Raw genomic sequence first — 16199 nt, 5'->3', positions numbered from 1 at the left:
GTTCGCCCCGCCCCTTCCGCGCTTCCGGGCCCGCCCCTCCGGCGGGTCGCGTCCCGCCCCTCGACGCGACTCCTTCAGGCTCCCCGGCGCGTCCCGGCGTACCGCTGTGCGAGTGCGTCACCGGGATCGGGGAGAATGGGCGCCATGAGCGCTCGACCGAACCACGAATCCGCTGCCCCGCCGGCGGAGACCACCTCCCCCCACCGGGCCGGCTTCGCCTGCTTCGTGGGCCGCCCCAACGCGGGCAAGTCCACCCTCACGAACGCTCTGGTCGGTCAGAAGGTGGCGATCACCTCCAACCGCCCCCAGACCACCCGGCACACGGTGCGCGGCATCGTGCACCGTGACGACGCGCAGCTGATCCTGGTCGACACCCCCGGCCTCCACAAGCCGCGCACGCTGCTGGGCGAGCGGCTCAACGACGTCGTGCGCACCACCTGGGCCGAGGTCGACGTCATCGGCTTCTGCCTGCCCGCCGACCAGAAGCTCGGCCCCGGCGACAAGTACATCGTCAAGGAGCTGGCGGGGATCAGGAAGACCCCCAAGATCGCCATCATCACCAAGACCGACCTGGTCGACTCCAAGACGCTGGCCGAACAGCTCCTCGCCGTCTCCGCGCTCGCACAGGAGCTGGGCTTCGAGTGGGCCGAGATCGTCCCCGTCTCGGCGGTCGCGGACCAGCAGGTCGGCCTGCTGGCGGACCTCATCGCCCCACTGCTCCCCGAGAGCCCGCCGCTCTACCCGGAGGGCGACCTCACCGACGAGCCGGAGATGGTCATGGTCGCGGAGCTGATCCGCGAGGCGGCGCTGGAGGGCGTACGCGACGAGCTGCCGCACTCGATCGCGGTCGTCGTCGAGGAGATGCTGCCCCGCGAGGACCGTCCGGCGGACAAGCCGCTCCTGGACATCCACGCCAACGTCTACATCGAGCGCCCCAGCCAGAAGGGCATCATCATCGGCCCCAAGGGCAAGCGGCTCAAGGACGTCGGCACCAAGTCCCGCAAGCACATCGAGGCGCTGCTCGGCACCCCGGTCTACCTGGACCTGCACGTGAAGGTGGCCAAGGACTGGCAGCGCGACCCCAAGCAGCTGCGGAAGCTCGGCTTCTAGCGCCGCCGTTCCGCTGCCGGGGCCGGTCTCACGCGCCCTCCTTGAGGACGCGTGAGACCAGCGTGCGCTGCGCCCCGGTCAGATCGGGGTCAGCGCAGTACACGGTGGCGCCGTCGACCGTGATCTCGTACCGGAACCCGTCCGGCGTCCCCGTGGGCGGGGCGTCCCGGGCCGAGGAGAGCGCCTGCTCGACGAGCGACCGCCACGCGGCGGCGTCCGCCCGGCCCTCGGTGTCGAGTTCGCCGCGCCGGGCGATGCCGGCGAAGCCGCCGGTCCGGCTGACCTGAATACGCATGGGGTCCTGTCTATCGGGGGCCGGGCGGCGGTTCAACCCCGCCCGTGGACGCGCTGCCGAACCGGACTGCCGGAACGAGGACGCGGCTCCGCCCGCCGGGCCACGCGCCCCGCCGGGGCGAGCCCGCCGGGGCGGGGCGGATCGACCGGGGCGGACCGGCCGGGAGGGGCCGACCGGGGCGCGCCGCCCCGGACGGACCCGGGGGCCCGCCCGCCCCGGGGGCGGGGTCAGGCCCGGGTGGGGACGCCCACCTCGGACCACGCCTTGAGGACCGCCTCCCGCTCGTCCGCCTCGCCGAAGCGGTCGCCCGCCGCCGCGACCGTCAGCCGGGCGAACTGCGCGAAGTCCGCGTCGGCCGTCAGCTCGCCGCCGGTCAGCACGTCGAACCAGATCTGCCCGGCGCGCTCCCAGGAGTTGCCCCCGAGCGCGGTGGCCGTGAGGTAGAACGCCCGGTTGGGGATGCCGGAGTTGAGGTGGACCCCGCCGTTGTCCTCCTCCGTCTCGATGTAGTCCGCCATGGAGCCGGGCTGCGGGTCCTTGCCGAGGACGTCGTCGTCGTACGCCGTGCCCGGGGCCTTCATCGAGCGCAGCGCCTTCCCCTCGACCCCGGGGGCGAGCAGCCCGGAGCCGATCAGCCAGTCCGCCTGCTCGGCGCTCTGGCCCAGCGAGTGCTGCTTCACCAGCGAGCCGAAGACGTCGGACACGGACTCGTTGAGGGCGCCGGACTGGCCCTCGTAGCGGAGGTTGGCGGTGTACTGCGTGAGGCCGTGGGCCAGTTCGTGGGCGATGACGTCGACCGCGACGGTGAAGTCGAGGAAGACCTCGCCGTCGCCGTCCCCGAAGACCATCTGCTCGCCGTCGAAGAAGGCGTTGTTGTACTCCTGGCCGTAGTGCACGGAGCCGACCAGCGGCAGGCCCCTGCCGTCGATGGAGCTGCGCCCGTACGCCGAGAGCAGCAGTTCGAAGGTGGCCCCGAGACCGGCGTAGGCGCGGTTGACGCTGGCGTCGGAGGTGGCCTTGTCGCCCTCGTCGCGGACCTTGGTGCCCGGCAGCGCGGTGCCGTTCTCGCAGTCGTACAGGGTGCGGTGGGGCTTGGTGGGGACCGCGCCCGCGGTGTGCCGGACCGGTGTCGCGGCGAGCGCCGTGATCCGGCGGCGGTCGCGGCGCAGGGCGTCGGCCTCCAGCGTGCGCCGCGCCGGAACGGCGAGCCGGGGTTCGGCCGAGCGGGACAGGTGGTCGAGTAGGTGGGGCGGAACGATGGTGCAGAAGACGGGGTTGAGCTCGCCGTCGGTTCGAAGGTGCATACAACGACTGTGGCACTCCGTCACCGTCCTGTCACCGGTTGCGACGGTGATTGACGAAATGGAGTGATGAGTCACTGTTTTCCCGTCATGGATGCCCGATCCCGCATACTGATACGGACCGACACCACGGGCCACCCTCGGTTACGCTCGTCGCATCATGCGTTTCGGGCTGCTTCTCCTTAGCTGCCGCGGCGAGGGCCTGTAGTCGTAGGCCGACCCCCTCCCCGCGGAGTCTGGTGCTGCAGCGACACCGTCGGCCGATCCCACGTCGGACCCCCGAGGAGCCCTACGCCATGACCAGCCCCGTGAACCCCGCCGCCGACGCCGTCGGCCGCCCCACCCCGGTCACCAACGCGACGCAGCTGCAGAAGCCGTCCGGGATGCCGGTCCACAAGTACCGCGGTTACGAGGCCGTCGACATCGCCGACCGCACCTGGCCGGACAACCGGATCACCGTGGCGCCCCGTTGGCTCTCCACCGACCTGCGCGACGGCAACCAGGCGCTGATCGACCCGATGTCCCCGGCCCGCAAGCGCGAGATGTTCGACCTGCTGGTGAAGATGGGCTACAAGGAGATCGAGGTCGGCTTCCCGTCCTCCGGCGAGACCGACTTCGCGTTCGTGCGCTCCATCATCGAAGAGGGCGCGATCCCCGAGGACGTGACGATCTCCGTCCTGACCCAGGCCCGCGAGGAGCTGATCGAGCGCACCGTGGAGTCGCTGGTCGGCGCCCGCCGCGCCACCGTGCACCTGTACAACGCCACCGCCCCGACCTTCCGCCGCGTCGTCTTCCGCGGCTCCCGCGAGGAGGTCAAGCAGATCGCGGTGGACGGCACCCGGCTGGTCATGGAGTACGCCGAGAAGATCCTGGGCCCCGAGACGATCTTCGGCTACCAGTACAGCCCGGAGATCTTCACCGACACCGAGCTGGACTTCGCCCTGGAGGTCTGCGAGGCCGTCTGCGACGTGTGGCAGCCGGAGGAAAGGCGCGAGATCATCCTCAACCTGCCCGCCACCGTGGAGCGTTCGACGCCCTCCACGCACGCGGACCGGTTCGAGTGGATGTCCCGCCACCTGACCCGCCGCGAGCACATCTGCCTGTCGGTCCACCCGCACAACGACCGGGGCACCGCCGTCGCCGCCGCCGAACTGGCCATCATGGCCGGCGCCGACCGCATCGAGGGCTGCCTGTTCGGCCAGGGCGAGCGCACCGGCAACGTCGACCTGGTCACCCTGGGCATGAACCTGTTCTCCCAGGGCGTCGACCCGCAGATCGACTTCTCCCAGATCGACGAGATCCGCCGCACCAGCGAGTACTGCAACCAGATGGAGGTCCACCCGCGCCACCCCTACGCGGGCGACCTGGTCTACACCGCCTTCTCCGGCTCCCACCAGGACGCCATCAAGAAGGGGTTCGACGCCATGGAGGCCGACGCCGCCGCCCGGGGGAAGACGGTCGACGACATCGAGTGGGCCGTGCCGTACCTGCCGATCGACCCGAAGGACGTGGGCCGCTCCTACGAGGCCGTCATCCGGGTCAACTCGCAGTCCGGCAAGGGCGGTATCGCCTACGTCCTGAAGAACGACCACAAGCTGGACCTGCCGCGCCGGATGCAGATCGAGTTCTCCCGGATCATTCAGGCCAAGACCGACGCCGAGGGCGGCGAGGTCACCCCGACGCAGATCTGGTCCACCTTCCAGGACGAGTACCTGCCGAACGCGGACAACGCCTGGGGCCGTATCCAGCTGCGCTCCGGCCAGACCACCTCCGACACCGACGGCACCGACACCCTGACCGTCGAGGCGGTCGTGGACGGCGTCGACACCGTCCTGACGGGTTCCGGCAACGGCCCGATCTCCGCGTTCTTCGAGGCGCTGCAGGCCATCGGCATCGACGCCCGGCTGCTGGACTACACCGAGCACACGATGAGCGAGGGCGCCAGCGCCCAGGCCGCCTCGTACATCGAGTGCGCCATCGACGGCAAGGTCCTGTGGGGCATCGGCATCGACGCCAACACCACCCGCGCCTCGCTGAAGGCGGTCGTCTCCGCCGTCAACCGCGCCACCCGCTGACACCGCCACGCACCCGTCGAAACCCCGGCCGCCCGCTTCGGGCGGCCGGGGTTTCGGCCATATCCGGGGGTTGTGACGTCCGAGAGGCTGACGCCGCGTCGCGCATGTGGCTAACATCACGTCCACCACACGGCAATGTTGCCGGAGCGTTACGGAGGTGTGCGACGTGCGGTCAGCCAAAGGACAACGCGCTCTGAGGCCGGTCCTCTGCGGCGTTCGCACCGTCTGGGACACCGTCGGCGACGGCGTCTTCTTCTGCTCCGGCTGCGGGGGAGACCGCAACTACCGCCGGCTCACCGGACGCCGCCGCCTCACCGTCCTCGGCGTCCCCCTGGCCCGCCGGGGCGAGGCCGAGCCCGTCGTCGAGTGCGCCGCCTGCCTCGCCCGCTGCGCCCCCGAGGCCCTGGACCACCCGACCACGGCCCGGTTCTCGACGATGCTGCGCGAGGCCGTCCACACCGTCACCCTGGCCGTCCTCGCCGCCGGGGGCACCACCTCCCGCACGGTCCTGGAGGCCGCCGTCGCCACCGTGCGCGACGCCGGGCTCGACGACTGCACCCAGGAGCAGCTGTACACGGTCGTGGAGGTGCTGGCCGCCGACACCGGGTACGGCTCCGGCGCCGACCCGGCCGCCGAGGCGTGCGGCCCGACCCTCGCCATCGAGCTGCACGAGGTGCTGGCCCCCCTCGCCCCGCACCTGGCCGCCCCCGGCCGCGAGTCCCTCCTCCTCCAGGGCGCCCGGATCGCGCTGGCGGACGGGCCCTACCGCGCCGCCGAGCGCCAGGTCCTCACGACGGTCGGCACCGCCCTCCGGCTCCCCGCCGAGGACGTCGCCCGCCTGCTGGCGGCAGCCGCCCGCACACCCTCGTAACCGCCCCCGTACTGCCGTCCGCACGCCCTCGTCACCGCTCCCCGTACTGCCCGCCCGCCACCGGCTCCCGGTGGGCGACAATGGTCGTATGAGCTTGTTCCGGGACGACGGCATCGTGCTGCGTACGCAGAAACTGGGCGAGGCCGACCGGATCATCACGATCCTGACCCGCGGCCACGGCCGGGTCCGCGCCGTCGCCCGCGGGGTGCGCCGCACCAAGTCCAAGTTCGGCGCCCGCCTGGAGCCGTTCTCCCACGTGGACGTGCAGTTCTTCGCCCGCGGCAGCGAGCTGGTCGGCCGCGGGCTGCCGCTCTGCACCCAGAGCGAGACGATCGCCCCCTACGGCGGCGGGATCGTCGCGGACTACGCCCGCTACACCGCCGGCACCGCGATGCTGGAGACCGCCGAACGGTTCACCGACCACGAGGGCGAACCGGCCGTCCAGCAGTACCTGCTGCTCGTCGGCGGCCTGCGGACCCTCGCCCGGGGCGAGCACGCCCCCCACCTGATCCTGGACGCGTTCCTGCTGCGCTCGCTCGCGGTGAACGGGTACGCGCCCAGCTTCGAGGACTGCGCCAGATGCGGAATGCCCGGCCCGAACCGGTTCTTCTCCGTCGGGGCGGGGGGCGTCGTCTGCGGTGACTGCCGGGTCCCCGGGAGCGTCGTACCCTCGGCACAGGCCCTGGAACTGCTGAGCGCGCTGCTCAGCGGCGACTGGGCGACGGCGGACGCGTGCGAGGCGCGTCATGTCAGGGAGGGGAGCGGGCTGGTGTCCGCCTATCTGCACTGGCATCTGGAGCGCGGCCTGCGCTCGCTGCGGTACGTAGAGAAGTGACACAGGGAGACTGAGAAGCTCATGGCAGTACGCGGGATCCTCGGCGGCCGTAACCGGCGCATGTACAAGACCCCCGAGCCGCACCCCTCGGGCGCGACGCCTCCGAAGATCCCCGGAGAGCTGGTGCCGCAGCACGTCGCCGTCGTGATGGACGGCAACGGCCGCTGGGCCAAGGAGCGGGGGCTGCCCCGCACCGAGGGCCACAAGGTCGGCGAGGGCGTCGTCATGGACGTGCTCAAGGGCTGCATCGAGATGGGCGTGAAGAACCTCTCCCTGTACGCCTTCTCCACCGAGAACTGGAAGCGCTCGCCGGAGGAGGTGAAGTTCCTGATGAACTTCAACCGCGACGTGATCCGCCGCCGCCGCGACGAGATGGACGAACTGGGCATCCGCATCCGCTGGGTGGGCCGCATGCCCAAGCTGTGGAAGTCCGTCGTCCAGGAGCTCCAGGTCGCCCAGGAGCAGACCGAGGGCAACGACGCGATGACGCTGTACTTCTGCGTCAACTACGGCGGCCGCGCCGAGATCGCGGACGCCGCGCAGCGCATCGCGCAGGACGTGGCGGCGGGGAGGCTGGACCCGTCGAAGGTCAACGAGAAGACGTTCCAGAAGTACATCTACTACCCGGACATGCCGGATGTGGACCTCTTCGTGCGCCCCAGCGGGGAGCAGCGCACCTCGAACTACCTGATCTGGCAGAGCGCGTACGCGGAGATGGTCTTCCAGGACGTCCTCTGGCCGGACTTCGACCGCCGGGACCTGTGGCGGGCCTGCCTGGAGTACGCCCAGCGCGACCGCCGCTTCGGCGGGGCGGAGGCGGCGGAGGCCGCGGACTCCCTCAAGAAATGACGCCGGAAGGGGCGGGGGCCCCGCCCCCCCCCCCCCCGCCCCCCGGGGGGGGGGGGGCGGGGGGGGGGGCCCCCCCCGGGCCCCGCCCCTTCTCCGTCCGTTCGGCTACGCCTTGGCCGCGGCGCACTCCGCGCAGGTGCCGAAGATCTCGACGGTGTGCGCGACGTTCACATAGCCGTGCTGGGCGGCGATCGCCTCGGCCCACTGCTCGACGGCCGGGCCCTCGACCTCCACCGCCTTGCCGCAGAGGCGGCAGACCAGATGGTGGTGGTGGTCGCCGGTCGAGCACCGCCGGTAGACGGCCTCGCCCTCGGTGGTGCGCAGGACGTCGACCTCACCCGCGTCGGCGAGGGACTGCAGGGTCCGGTAGACCGTGGTCAGGCCCACGGAGTCACCGCGGTGCTTGAGGACGTCGTGCAGCTCCTGGGCGCTGCGGAATTCGTCGACCTCGTCGAGCGCCGCCGCCACCGCCGCCCGCTGCCGGGTGGACCGGCCGCGTACCGGGGCCGCGTTCGTGCCACTGATCGGCGCCGTGGCCACAGCTGCCTCCTCGTGTCGCCCGTACATGTGTCGGGCCATTGTGCCAGCCCGGCCGGCCGCCCCCGGCGAACGCGTACGGTGCGACCCCGTCCCGGGCGCGCCTCCCGGACCCGTCACAGGCGTCACACCCGTACGTCGTCCCGGTCCCGGCGGGCCGGCGGCACCTCCAGGGTGCACGCGGCGCCCTTGGCCTCGGTCGCCCGCGCCCGGCGCCGCGCGAGCGGGGCGGCGAGGGCGGTCAGCGCGACGAACACCGCGATGGCCAGCAGCACGATCGTCGCTCCCGGCGGAACGTCCTGGTAGTACGAGGTGACGGTGCCGGTGAGGGTGACGGCGGTGCCGATCACCACGGACAGCACGAAGGTGACCTTGAAGGACCGGGTGATCTGCTGGGCGGCCGCCACCGGCACCACCATCAGCGCGCTGACCAGCAGCAGGCCGACGACGCGCATCGCGACGGTCACGGTCACGGCGGCGGTGACGGCGATCAGCAGGTTCAGCACCCGCACCGGCAGCCCGGAGACCCGGGCGAACTCCTCGTCCTGGCTGACCGCGAACAACTGCCGCCGCAGCCCCACGGTGACCAGCACCACGAAGGCCGCCAGGACGCAGATCGCGACGACGTCCGACTCGGAGACGGTGGCGAGCGAGCCGAAGAGGTACGAGGTCAGATTGGCGTTGGAGCCCGAGTCGGAGAGGTTGATCAGCATGACGCCGCCCGCCATGCCGCCGTAGAACAGCATCGCCAGGGCGAGGTCGCCGCGCGTGTGCCCGTACCAGCGGATCAGCTCCATCACGACGGCGCCGGCCACCGCGACGGCGGTCGCCATCCAGACGGGGCTGGTGGAGAGCAGGAAGCCGAGGCCGACGCCGGTCATCGCGATGTGCCCGATGCCGTCGCCCATCAGGGCCTGCCGCCGCTGCACCAGGAAGATGCCGATGGCGGGCGCGGTGACGCCGACCAGCACGGCCGCGATGAGCGCCCGCTGCATGAAGGGGGGGTTGAGGAATTCGAGGAGCATCAGGTCAGCAGTCCCGTCCGTACGGGCTCGGCGGCCGCGTGGGGGTGTACGTGGTCGTGGCCGGGCAGGGCGTGCTGGCCGACCGCCTCGGGCGGCGGCCCGTCGTGCGTCACGCAGCCGTCGCGCAGGACGACCGCCCGGTCGATCAGGGGCTCCAGCGGGCCCAGCTCGTGCAGCACCAGCAGCACGGACGCGCCCTCGGCCACCTGCTGCCGCAGGGTCGAGGCGAGGATCTCCTGGCTGGCGAGGTCCACCCCCGCCATCGGCTCGTCCATGATCAGCACCTCCGGCTCGGAGGCCAGGGCGCGGGCGATCAGGACCCGCTGGTGCTGGCCGCCCGACAGGGCGTTCACGGAGTCCTTGGCGCGGTCGGCCAGCCCCACCAGCTCGATGGCGCGGTCCACGGCCGCCCGGTCCGCCTTCCCCGGCCACCGCAGCCCCGTACGGGACAGCCGACCGGAGGCGACGACCTCGCGGACCGTGGCGGGCACGCCGCCCGCCGCCGTGGTGCGCTGCGGGACGTAGCCGATCCGGTCCCACCGGCGGAAGCGGCGCAGCTCGGTGCCGAACAGCTCCACACCGCCGCCGGTCAGCGGGACCTGCCCGATGACCGACCGTACGGCGGTGGACTTGCCGGAGCCGTTGGCGCCCAGCAGGGCGACGACCTCGCCGCGGTGCACGGCCAGGTCCACGCCGCGCAGCACGGGGCGCGCGCCGAGGGTGGCCGTGGCGCCGCGCAGGGCTATGACGGGCTCCTGGAGGGCCTCGTGGGCCTTCTCGCGGGGGGTGCTCTCACGCTCCGGCACGAGCGCCTCCGATCCGGTGGTGGTGCGGGTGGTGCGGGTCACTTCGCGCCGAGGGCCTTCTTCAGCGCGGTGAGGTTGGACTCCATGACCTCGATGTAGTCAGCGCCCTGGGACCGGTCCGTGATTCCCTCCAGCGGGTCCAGGACGCCGGTCTTCAGGCCGGTGTCCTTCGCGAGGGTCTTCGCAGTCCGGTCGCTGGCCAGCGTCTCGAAGAAGACCGTGGTGGCCTTCTCCTTCTCCGCGATGGTGTGGATCTCCTGGATGCGCGCCGGGCTCGGCTCGGCCTCGGGGTCGATGCCCGCGATGCCCTGCTGGGTGAGTCCGTAGCGCTCGGCGAGGTAGCCGAAGGCGGAGTGGGTGGTGATGAAGGTCTTCGTGGCGGTGCTCTTCAGCCCGGTGGCGTACGCCGTGTTCAGCTCGCCCAGCTCGGCGACCAGGGCGTCGGTGTTCTTCTTGTAGTCGGCGGCGTGGTCGGGGTCGGCCTTCTCCAGGGACTTCCCGACGCCCTTGGCGACCTCGGCGTACTTCACCGGGTCGAGCCAGATGTGCGGGTCGGCGCCGCCCTCCTCGCCGTGGTTGTGTCCGTCGCCCTCGGAGTGCTCCCCGTGGCCTTCCTCGCCCTCGTGGCCGTGCTCGCCCTCGTGGCCGTGCTCGTCCTCGTGGCCGTGCTCGTCGGCGTGCTCGCCGGCGGGCTCCTCCTCGCCCTCGTGGCCGTGGTCGTGGCCGCTGACCTCGGAGCCGTGGTTCTCCAGCGTGGTGAGGGTCGCGGCGTCGACGGTGTTCTTGACACCGGACTGCTTGATCGCGTCGTCCACGACGGGCTGGATGCCCTTGAGGTACAGGACGTAGTCGGACTCGCTGATGGAGCCGATCTGGCGCGGGGTGAGCTCCAGGTCGTGCGGCTCGACGCCCGGCTTGGTGAGGCTGGTGACCGCGACGTGCTCGCCGCCGATCTTCTCGGCCAGGAACTGCATCGGGTAGAACGACGCGGTCACCTTCAGCTTGTCGCCGTCGCCCCCGTCCGCCGCGTCGGAGGTGGAGCAGGCGGAGAGAGCGGTCAGGCCGAGGACGACTGCTCCGGCGACGGCGGTGGTGGGTATGAGGCGGCGTACGTTCATGACAGTCATTTTCAACAAAAGTGGAAACGATTGTCAACAAGGCTGATGAGATGCCCGGAAGATCACGAGGTGGTGGCCGGGAGGCTCCGTATGCCCCCACCGATTTGATCCGGGGGGTGCGGCCGCCGGTAACCTGAGCCATTCGCCGTTCGTCATCGTCGTATGAAGAGAGCACCGTGGCCGCCGACAAGATCGACACCATCGTCAGCCTGAGCAAGCGCCGTGGCTTCGTCTACCCCTGCAGCGAGATCTACGGCGGCCAGAAGGCCGCCTGGGACTACGGGCCGCTGGGCGTCGAGATGAAGGAGAACCTGAAGCGCCAGTGGTGGCGCTACATGGTCACCGCGCGCGAGGACGTGGTCGGCATCGACTCGTCGGTCATCCTCGCCCCCGAGGTCTGGGTCGCCTCCGGCCACGTCGCCACCTTCTCGGACCCGCTGACCGAGTGCACCTCCTGCCACAAGCGCTACCGCGCCGACCACCTGGAGGAGGCGTACGAGGAGAAGCACGGCAAGCCGCCGGTCAACGGCCTCGCCGACCTCAACTGCCCCAACTGCGGCAACAAGGGCACCTTCACCGAGCCCAAGCAGTTCTCGGGCCTGCTCTCCACCCACCTCGGCCCGACCCAGGACTCCGGCTCCGTCGCCTACCTGCGCCCCGAGACCGCCCAGGGCATCTTCACCAACTTCGGCCAGGTGCAGCAGACCTCGCGCAAGAAGCCGCCGTTCGGCATCGCGCAGATGGGCAAGTCCTTCCGGAACGAGATCACTCCGGGCAACTTCATCTTCCGGACCCGTGAGTTCGAGCAGATGGAGATGGAGTTCTTCGTCAAGCCGGGCGAGGACGAGGAGTGGCAGCAGTACTGGATGGACCAGCGCTGGAACTGGTACACGGACCTCGGCATGCGCGAGGAGAACATGCGCTGGTTCGAGCACCCGAAGGAGAAGCTCTCCCACTACTCCAAGCGCACCGCGGACATCGAGTACCGCTTCCGCTTCGGCGGCAGCGAGTGGGGCGAGCTGGAGGGCGTGGCCAACCGCACCGACTACGACCTCAAGGCGCACTCCGAGGCGTCGGGCACCGACCTCGTCTACTACGACCAGGAGGCCAACGAGCGCTGGACGCCGTACGTCATCGAGCCCGCGGCCGGTGTCGGCCGCGCGATGCTGGCGTTCCTGCTCGACGCCTACGTCGAGGACGAGGCCCCCAACGCCAAGGGCGTCATGGAGAAGCGCACCGTGATGCGCCTCGACCACCGCCTGGCCCCGGTCAAGGTCGCGGTCCTGCCGCTCTCGCGCAACCAGCAGCTCTCGCCGAAGGCGAAGGGCCTCGCCGCCGACCTGCGGAAGAACTGGAACATCGAGTTCGACGACGCCGGCGCCATCGGCCGCCGCTACCGCCGTCAGGACGAGATCGGCACCCCGTTCTGCGTCACCGTCGACTTCGACACCCTCGACGACAACGCGGTGACCGTGCGCGAGCGCGACACCATGAAGCAGGAGCGCGTCTCGCTGGACCAGATCCAGGCGTACCTGGGCTCGCGTCTGCTCGGCTGCTGACCCCCGTACGACAGGTGAGGCCCCCGGCTCTCCGGAGCCGGGGGCCTCGTCGTACGTCCGGTCCGTACGCCGGGTCCGTACGCCGGGCCCGGAGCCCGCGGCCGGAAAAATCGGTGCGGCGCGCTCGGGACGCGGGGTACGGTTTCCGCATGTCTTCGTTCTTCCAGATCTACGAGTGAGAGCGCGGCGGGTGCGCACACCCCGCCGCGGCCCGGGACCGGCGTGACCGGACCCGATCACCTGTCCTGACTCACTTCACCTTCCCCACGGGAGAACACCATGGCCAAGAGCCGCAACAACCTCCTCGGCGTCGGCGGACAGCGCAAGAAGCTGTCCCGCGCCGAACAGCAGGGCGCGGGCTCCGTGCGCGAGGCCGACCGCAAGGTCGCCGAGGACAAGAAGCAGGAGCTGGTCCGCAAGATGCGCGAGCGCGCCGAGGCCCAGCCGGCCCCGGCCGCCGAGCCGGCCGACCAGAACGCGTCCCCCGCGCAGAGCTGACGCCCGAGCGGCAGGACCTCGTACGTTCCGTACGACCGTGGGCCCGGATCATCCGTGATCCGGGCCCACGCCCGTACCCGGGGCCACGCCCCCCATGTCATGGCTGGGGACGGAGCCCGTACGCCTTCTCTTCAGAACCGGATGAGAGATTGGGCGGGCGGGTCGGATCGCGCGGAACCGGGAGGTCGGGCGTTGGACACGAACAGGCGGGAAGTCCTGGCAGCGGTGGCGTCGTTGGAATGCCCGTCGTCCCCGGAGGTGATCGCCGAAGCCGTGGACGCGCGACGCGTCCGCGTGCGGGGTCGCCTGACCGAGTTCGACGCCGAGGGGGAGTGCGTCGAGGTGGAGGCAGTGCTCGGCCTGCTGCGGGACCTGGAGGAAGCAGGGCAGGTCAAGGGGTACACACGGGATGTGTGGGTGAGCCTGGGAACCGAACCGGGGACCGCCGCGCACCCGACCGCGCTGCTGTGGTGGCCGTTGACCACGTGGCGGGCGGCGGCAGTGCGTCGCGCCCGGCGGGACCTGGCCGCGATGCGGCGCAGGGATGCCCGCAGGGAGGAAGAACGCGCGAAGCGGGCGAGCCGGGTGTCCGACGCGGTGGACAGGGTCCTGGCGCAGCGGCGACGGGACGCCCAGCACCCCTATGACGGGCTCGATCCCCGGTGACGCCGCTCCTCGGTACGACGGAGCCGGCCGCCGGACCGGCCGGACGGTCAGTCTCGTGCGGGGCGTGTGCGGCGCGCGGTGCGTGCGGGTCGCCCGACTGCGGCGTACCAGACCAGGGCCGCGCATATGAAGGCCGCCGCCGCGGAGGCCGATGACCTGATGAGGGAGTCGTTCCGTGCGCCGGAGGCGAGGGCGACGGCCAGTGCCGGCGTCAGGGCGATGGCGGGCAGCGCACGGGGAGTTCGCGTGGGACCTGGCACGGCGGCCGGTGGCAGCAGCCAGGTCGCGAGGCCGTAACAGGCACAGGCCAGCAGTGCGGCTCCCACCACTTCGCTGGGCCGGTGGCCGCCCATGGCCGAACTGGCGGCGGCGATACAGGCGAGCCACAGCACCCCGACCATGGCGACGTAGGGGCGGACGCGGGGGGAAGCCAGGAGGGCGGCAGCTAGGGTCAGCGCGGCGGGGATGGCCGTGTGCCCGCTGGGAAAACCTTGATCAAGGAGATTCTCCGGTGCGCCCACCAGATCGGGGCGGGGCAGGAGGGTCGATTTGAGCACCTCCTTGCCTCCGGTCGTGAGAATGACGACCCCGAGCGCCGCGCCCCCCTGCCACCAGCACCGCCGCACCAGGGTGAGGACCACGATGACGGCCAGGCCCACCATCAGGGTGGGTTTGGCGCTCAATTCCATCGGCGGCAGGGGCGTCGAGCCGTAGGCCGCTCCTGACAGGGGGTAGATCCATGCTTCTTCGCTCCCCCGCGTACTGAGATGAAACAGGGCGTTCTCAGCCCGTTGCCCCCACGGGGTGCAGATGGCGAGCAGGTACACCGTCAGAAACCCCAGGGTGTACAGCAGAGCCGGCATCCACGGCCGTGTCGTACGCGACGGGCGGGGGGCGCCGGGGGCCTCGGGGGCCCGGGGGGCCGTTCCTGAGGCCACCGGACGGTGCGCGGGCGGGGACGGACGATCGTGCTGAGTCATCGTTTCTGTTTCTTCTGTCGGGGGGTTCGGTCCGGCTCGCCTTCCGGCACGACATGGGCCGCCGGGCCGGGCGGGCGCACCGGGGCCGCGCCTATTCGGCGAACGCCTGCCTCTGTCGGCGCTGGGCGGCGATCGCCAGGGCGGGGAGGGGAGCGATCAGCAGGATGAGGACGACCAGCTCCGGAAAGGACTGCATGAACGCGTCCGGCCGGACGACGATCGCCTGCACGCGGACGAGTGCGAACGCCGCGACGGGGATCAGCCACCGGTGGTCGCCGGTGGCGGCCGTCGCCACCCACGCGGCGATCAGCGCGGTGGCTTCGAGGACGAACAGTCCGCGCTGGAAAGCCGGACTGACGGCGATGATGTGCAGGCCCCCGGCCACGAACATGGCGAGGACGACGGGGGCCAGCCAACGGTACGAGCGGCGTCGCAGACGGCTGGGACGGCCGAACGCCAGCACGGCGCACGCGGCGCACAGCACCCCCGACAGCACCAGGTCACGGGCGGTGATCGGGGCGCCGAGGCCGTAGTAGCCGAGGCCCGCCTTGCCCTCGTCGCCGAAGAGGGTACGGCCGTGGGACGTGGCGCCGGCCCAGATCATGGCTGCCGCCGCCGGCAGCGCGATCCACGGTCTGCCTCGCAGCAGGGCGATCAGGCAGCCCAGCGGGAGCAGCCCGTAGGGCAGCAGCCGTATCTGCGTGGGGCCTGCGGCCCACGGGTACCAGCCGGAGAACTGGAAGGCGATGGCGTGCTCGCCGGGGTCGATGCGCAGGGCCCAGTGCCACACATCCTGCAAGTACGGAACCAGAGCCAGGGCGGCGAGGAACAGGGCGGCCAGATGGATGCCGTCCAGCCACCACGGCCGGGCCGTGTCGTCGGCGACGGCACGGACGCGGGCCTGCACCCCGGCGCCCACCAGGGCGGCGACTTCCCGGGGCGGGGGCCAGGAGCGGCCGGGGTACGCCTCGGACAGGCAGCCCAGCACCTCCTCTCCCTGCCGGGAGCGGTAGGGCTCGGGGAAGGCCGCAAGCAGCAGACGGTTCATGCCGGGGCCGCTCCGGCGCCCCGCGCGTGTCCGATGACGACGGCCGCAGCCCGCTGCATCCGCAACGCCTCCCGGCCGACCGCCTCGGTGCCGTCCTCGGTGAGCCGGTAGTAGCGCCGCGCCCGCCCGTCCACGATCTCTTCATGGTCGGCGGCCACCAGCCCTGCCCGCTCCATCCGCTCCAGCGCGCCGTAGAGCGTTCCGACCGCGATCCGGAGCCGCCCGTCGGTGGACTGCTCGGCCGCCTTGATGATGCCGTAACCGTGCAACGGGCCATCCAGGAGTGCGGCAAGGATGAAGTACTGCGGCTCCGTCAAGGGCGGATTCTGTCTGGTCATGCTTCGAGAATATATCGGGCTACGAGATATATCTGCCAGCCCTGAATGATCGCTGTCGGCGCCCCCACGCCCACGGCGAGCGTCATCCGCCCCGGTCGGCGAGCGCGACGACGTTCTCCTCGACCCGCCCGTGCGGTGCCGACGGACGCTCACCGCGACCTGGTCCGGGCCGAACGGAATGTGCTGCCCACCGTGCCCCCGTGACCCGCCTCGCCTCCGTGGACTGCTCGCCCGGACCGGCCGGGAGACCCGCATGCCGTAATCCGATGCGGCTGCCGGCACCGGCCC

17 protein-coding genes are annotated in these 16199 nt (G+C 71.4%); 8 read left to right on the top strand and 9 right to left on the bottom strand.

Features of this window, described 5'->3' with window-relative positions; all coding sequences use genetic code 11:
• Positions 1-135: 135 nt before the first annotated feature.
• Positions 136-1110 carry a GTPase Era gene (gene era / locus ACH4K1_RS15840; RefSeq protein ID WP_398089867.1) on the top strand — a complete coding sequence of 325 codons (975 nt, stop codon included), beginning with the start codon at positions 136-138 and terminating at the stop codon, positions 1108-1110.
• A 28-nt stretch (positions 1111-1138) separates the two neighbouring features.
• Here era and ACH4K1_RS15835 read toward each other — a convergent pair whose 3' ends face one another.
• Together ACH4K1_RS15835 and ACH4K1_RS15830 are read right to left on the bottom strand one after the other, a co-directional pair.
• Positions 1139-1405 (bottom strand): protealysin inhibitor emfourin, encoded by a 267-nt coding sequence (locus ACH4K1_RS15835; RefSeq protein ID WP_398089866.1) that lies wholly within the window; start codon positions 1403-1405, stop codon positions 1139-1141.
• Positions 1406-1632: 227 nt separating this feature from the next.
• A complete protein-coding gene (locus ACH4K1_RS15830) occupies positions 1633-2709 on the bottom strand; it encodes a M4 family metallopeptidase (protein WP_398089864.1) in 1077 nt (358 codons plus the stop codon).
• A 293-nt stretch (positions 2710-3002) separates the two neighbouring features.
• Between ACH4K1_RS15830 and leuA the strand changes: the two genes are divergently transcribed.
• The 4 genes from leuA to ACH4K1_RS15810 all read left to right on the top strand — a co-directional run bounded on the left by leuA (position 3003) and on the right by ACH4K1_RS15810 (position 7336).
• Positions 3003-4781 (top strand): 2-isopropylmalate synthase, encoded by a 1779-nt coding sequence (gene leuA / locus ACH4K1_RS15825; RefSeq protein WP_398089862.1) that lies wholly within the window; start codon positions 3003-3005, stop codon positions 4779-4781.
• Positions 4782-4947: 166 nt separating this feature from the next.
• Entirely contained in the window at positions 4948-5652 is a 705-nt protein-coding gene (locus ACH4K1_RS15820) for a TerB family tellurite resistance protein (protein WP_228993514.1), read from the top strand.
• 88 nt (positions 5653-5740) lie between these two features.
• Entirely contained in the window at positions 5741-6487 is a 747-nt protein-coding gene (recO, locus tag ACH4K1_RS15815; protein WP_073765866.1) for a DNA repair protein RecO, read from the top strand.
• Between the two features lie 21 nt (positions 6488-6508).
• Positions 6509-7336, top strand: coding sequence for an isoprenyl transferase (locus ACH4K1_RS15810; RefSeq protein ID WP_398089861.1), 828 nt, complete (start codon positions 6509-6511; stop codon positions 7334-7336).
• 105 nt (positions 7337-7441) lie between these two features.
• On the opposite strand, the gene ACH4K1_RS15805 is transcribed toward ACH4K1_RS15810, so the two are convergent.
• The 4 genes from ACH4K1_RS15805 to ACH4K1_RS15790 all read right to left on the bottom strand — a co-directional run bounded on the left by ACH4K1_RS15805 (position 7442) and on the right by ACH4K1_RS15790 (position 10822).
• Positions 7442-7876, bottom strand: a complete 435-nt coding sequence (locus ACH4K1_RS15805; protein ID WP_398089859.1) for a Fur family transcriptional regulator — start codon at positions 7874-7876, stop codon at positions 7442-7444.
• A gap of 122 nt (positions 7877-7998) precedes the next feature.
• Entirely contained in the window at positions 7999-8898 is a 900-nt protein-coding gene (locus ACH4K1_RS15800) for a metal ABC transporter permease (RefSeq protein ID WP_398089857.1), read from the bottom strand.
• A complete protein-coding gene (locus ACH4K1_RS15795; protein WP_398090049.1) occupies positions 8898-9704 on the bottom strand; it encodes a metal ABC transporter ATP-binding protein in 807 nt (268 codons plus the stop codon). The genes ACH4K1_RS15800 and ACH4K1_RS15795 overlap by 1 nt, the downstream gene beginning before the upstream one ends.
• Positions 9705-9742: 38 nt before the next feature.
• On the bottom strand, positions 9743-10822 hold the full coding sequence (locus ACH4K1_RS15790; protein WP_398089855.1) for a metal ABC transporter substrate-binding protein: 1080 nt from the start codon (positions 10820-10822) through the stop codon (positions 9743-9745).
• A 176-nt stretch (positions 10823-10998) separates the two neighbouring features.
• Between ACH4K1_RS15790 and ACH4K1_RS15785 the strand changes: the two genes are divergently transcribed.
• The 3 genes from ACH4K1_RS15785 (at position 10999) to ACH4K1_RS15775 (ending at position 13545) form a co-directional block, all read left to right on the top strand.
• Complete coding sequence (locus ACH4K1_RS15785; RefSeq protein ID WP_030193698.1) at positions 10999-12381, top strand: glycine--tRNA ligase; 1383 nt, start codon at positions 10999-11001, stop codon at positions 12379-12381.
• Between the two features lie 279 nt (positions 12382-12660).
• The gene (locus ACH4K1_RS15780) at positions 12661-12879 is read left to right on the top strand and encodes a DUF6243 family protein (protein WP_398089853.1); all 219 of its coding nucleotides are present in this window, start codon (positions 12661-12663) and stop codon (positions 12877-12879) included.
• A gap of 192 nt (positions 12880-13071) precedes the next feature.
• Positions 13072-13545, top strand: a complete 474-nt coding sequence (locus ACH4K1_RS15775) for a hypothetical protein (RefSeq protein WP_398089852.1) — start codon at positions 13072-13074, stop codon at positions 13543-13545.
• Between the two features lie 47 nt (positions 13546-13592).
• Here ACH4K1_RS15775 and ACH4K1_RS15770 read toward each other — a convergent pair whose 3' ends face one another.
• The 3 genes from ACH4K1_RS15770 to ACH4K1_RS15760 all read right to left on the bottom strand — a co-directional run bounded on the left by ACH4K1_RS15770 (position 13593) and on the right by ACH4K1_RS15760 (position 15911).
• Entirely contained in the window at positions 13593-14234 is a 642-nt protein-coding gene (locus ACH4K1_RS15770) for a phosphatase PAP2 family protein (protein WP_398089851.1), read from the bottom strand.
• Between the two features lie 382 nt (positions 14235-14616).
• A complete protein-coding gene (locus ACH4K1_RS15765; protein WP_398089849.1) occupies positions 14617-15573 on the bottom strand; it encodes a hypothetical protein in 957 nt (318 codons plus the stop codon).
• The gene (locus ACH4K1_RS15760) at positions 15570-15911 is read right to left on the bottom strand and encodes a PadR family transcriptional regulator (protein ID WP_398089847.1); all 342 of its coding nucleotides are present in this window, start codon (positions 15909-15911) and stop codon (positions 15570-15572) included. The genes ACH4K1_RS15765 and ACH4K1_RS15760 overlap by 4 nt, the downstream gene beginning before the upstream one ends.
• Between the last annotated feature and the right edge of the window lie 288 nt (positions 15912-16199).

It is taken from the genome of Streptomyces sp. NPDC017448, assembly GCF_044330565.1.
Classification (GTDB): domain Bacteria; phylum Actinomycetota; class Actinomycetes; order Streptomycetales; family Streptomycetaceae; genus Streptomyces.
The sequence above is the reverse complement of the archived record's forward strand: the minus strand, read 5'-3'. Positions and strand labels throughout refer to the sequence as shown.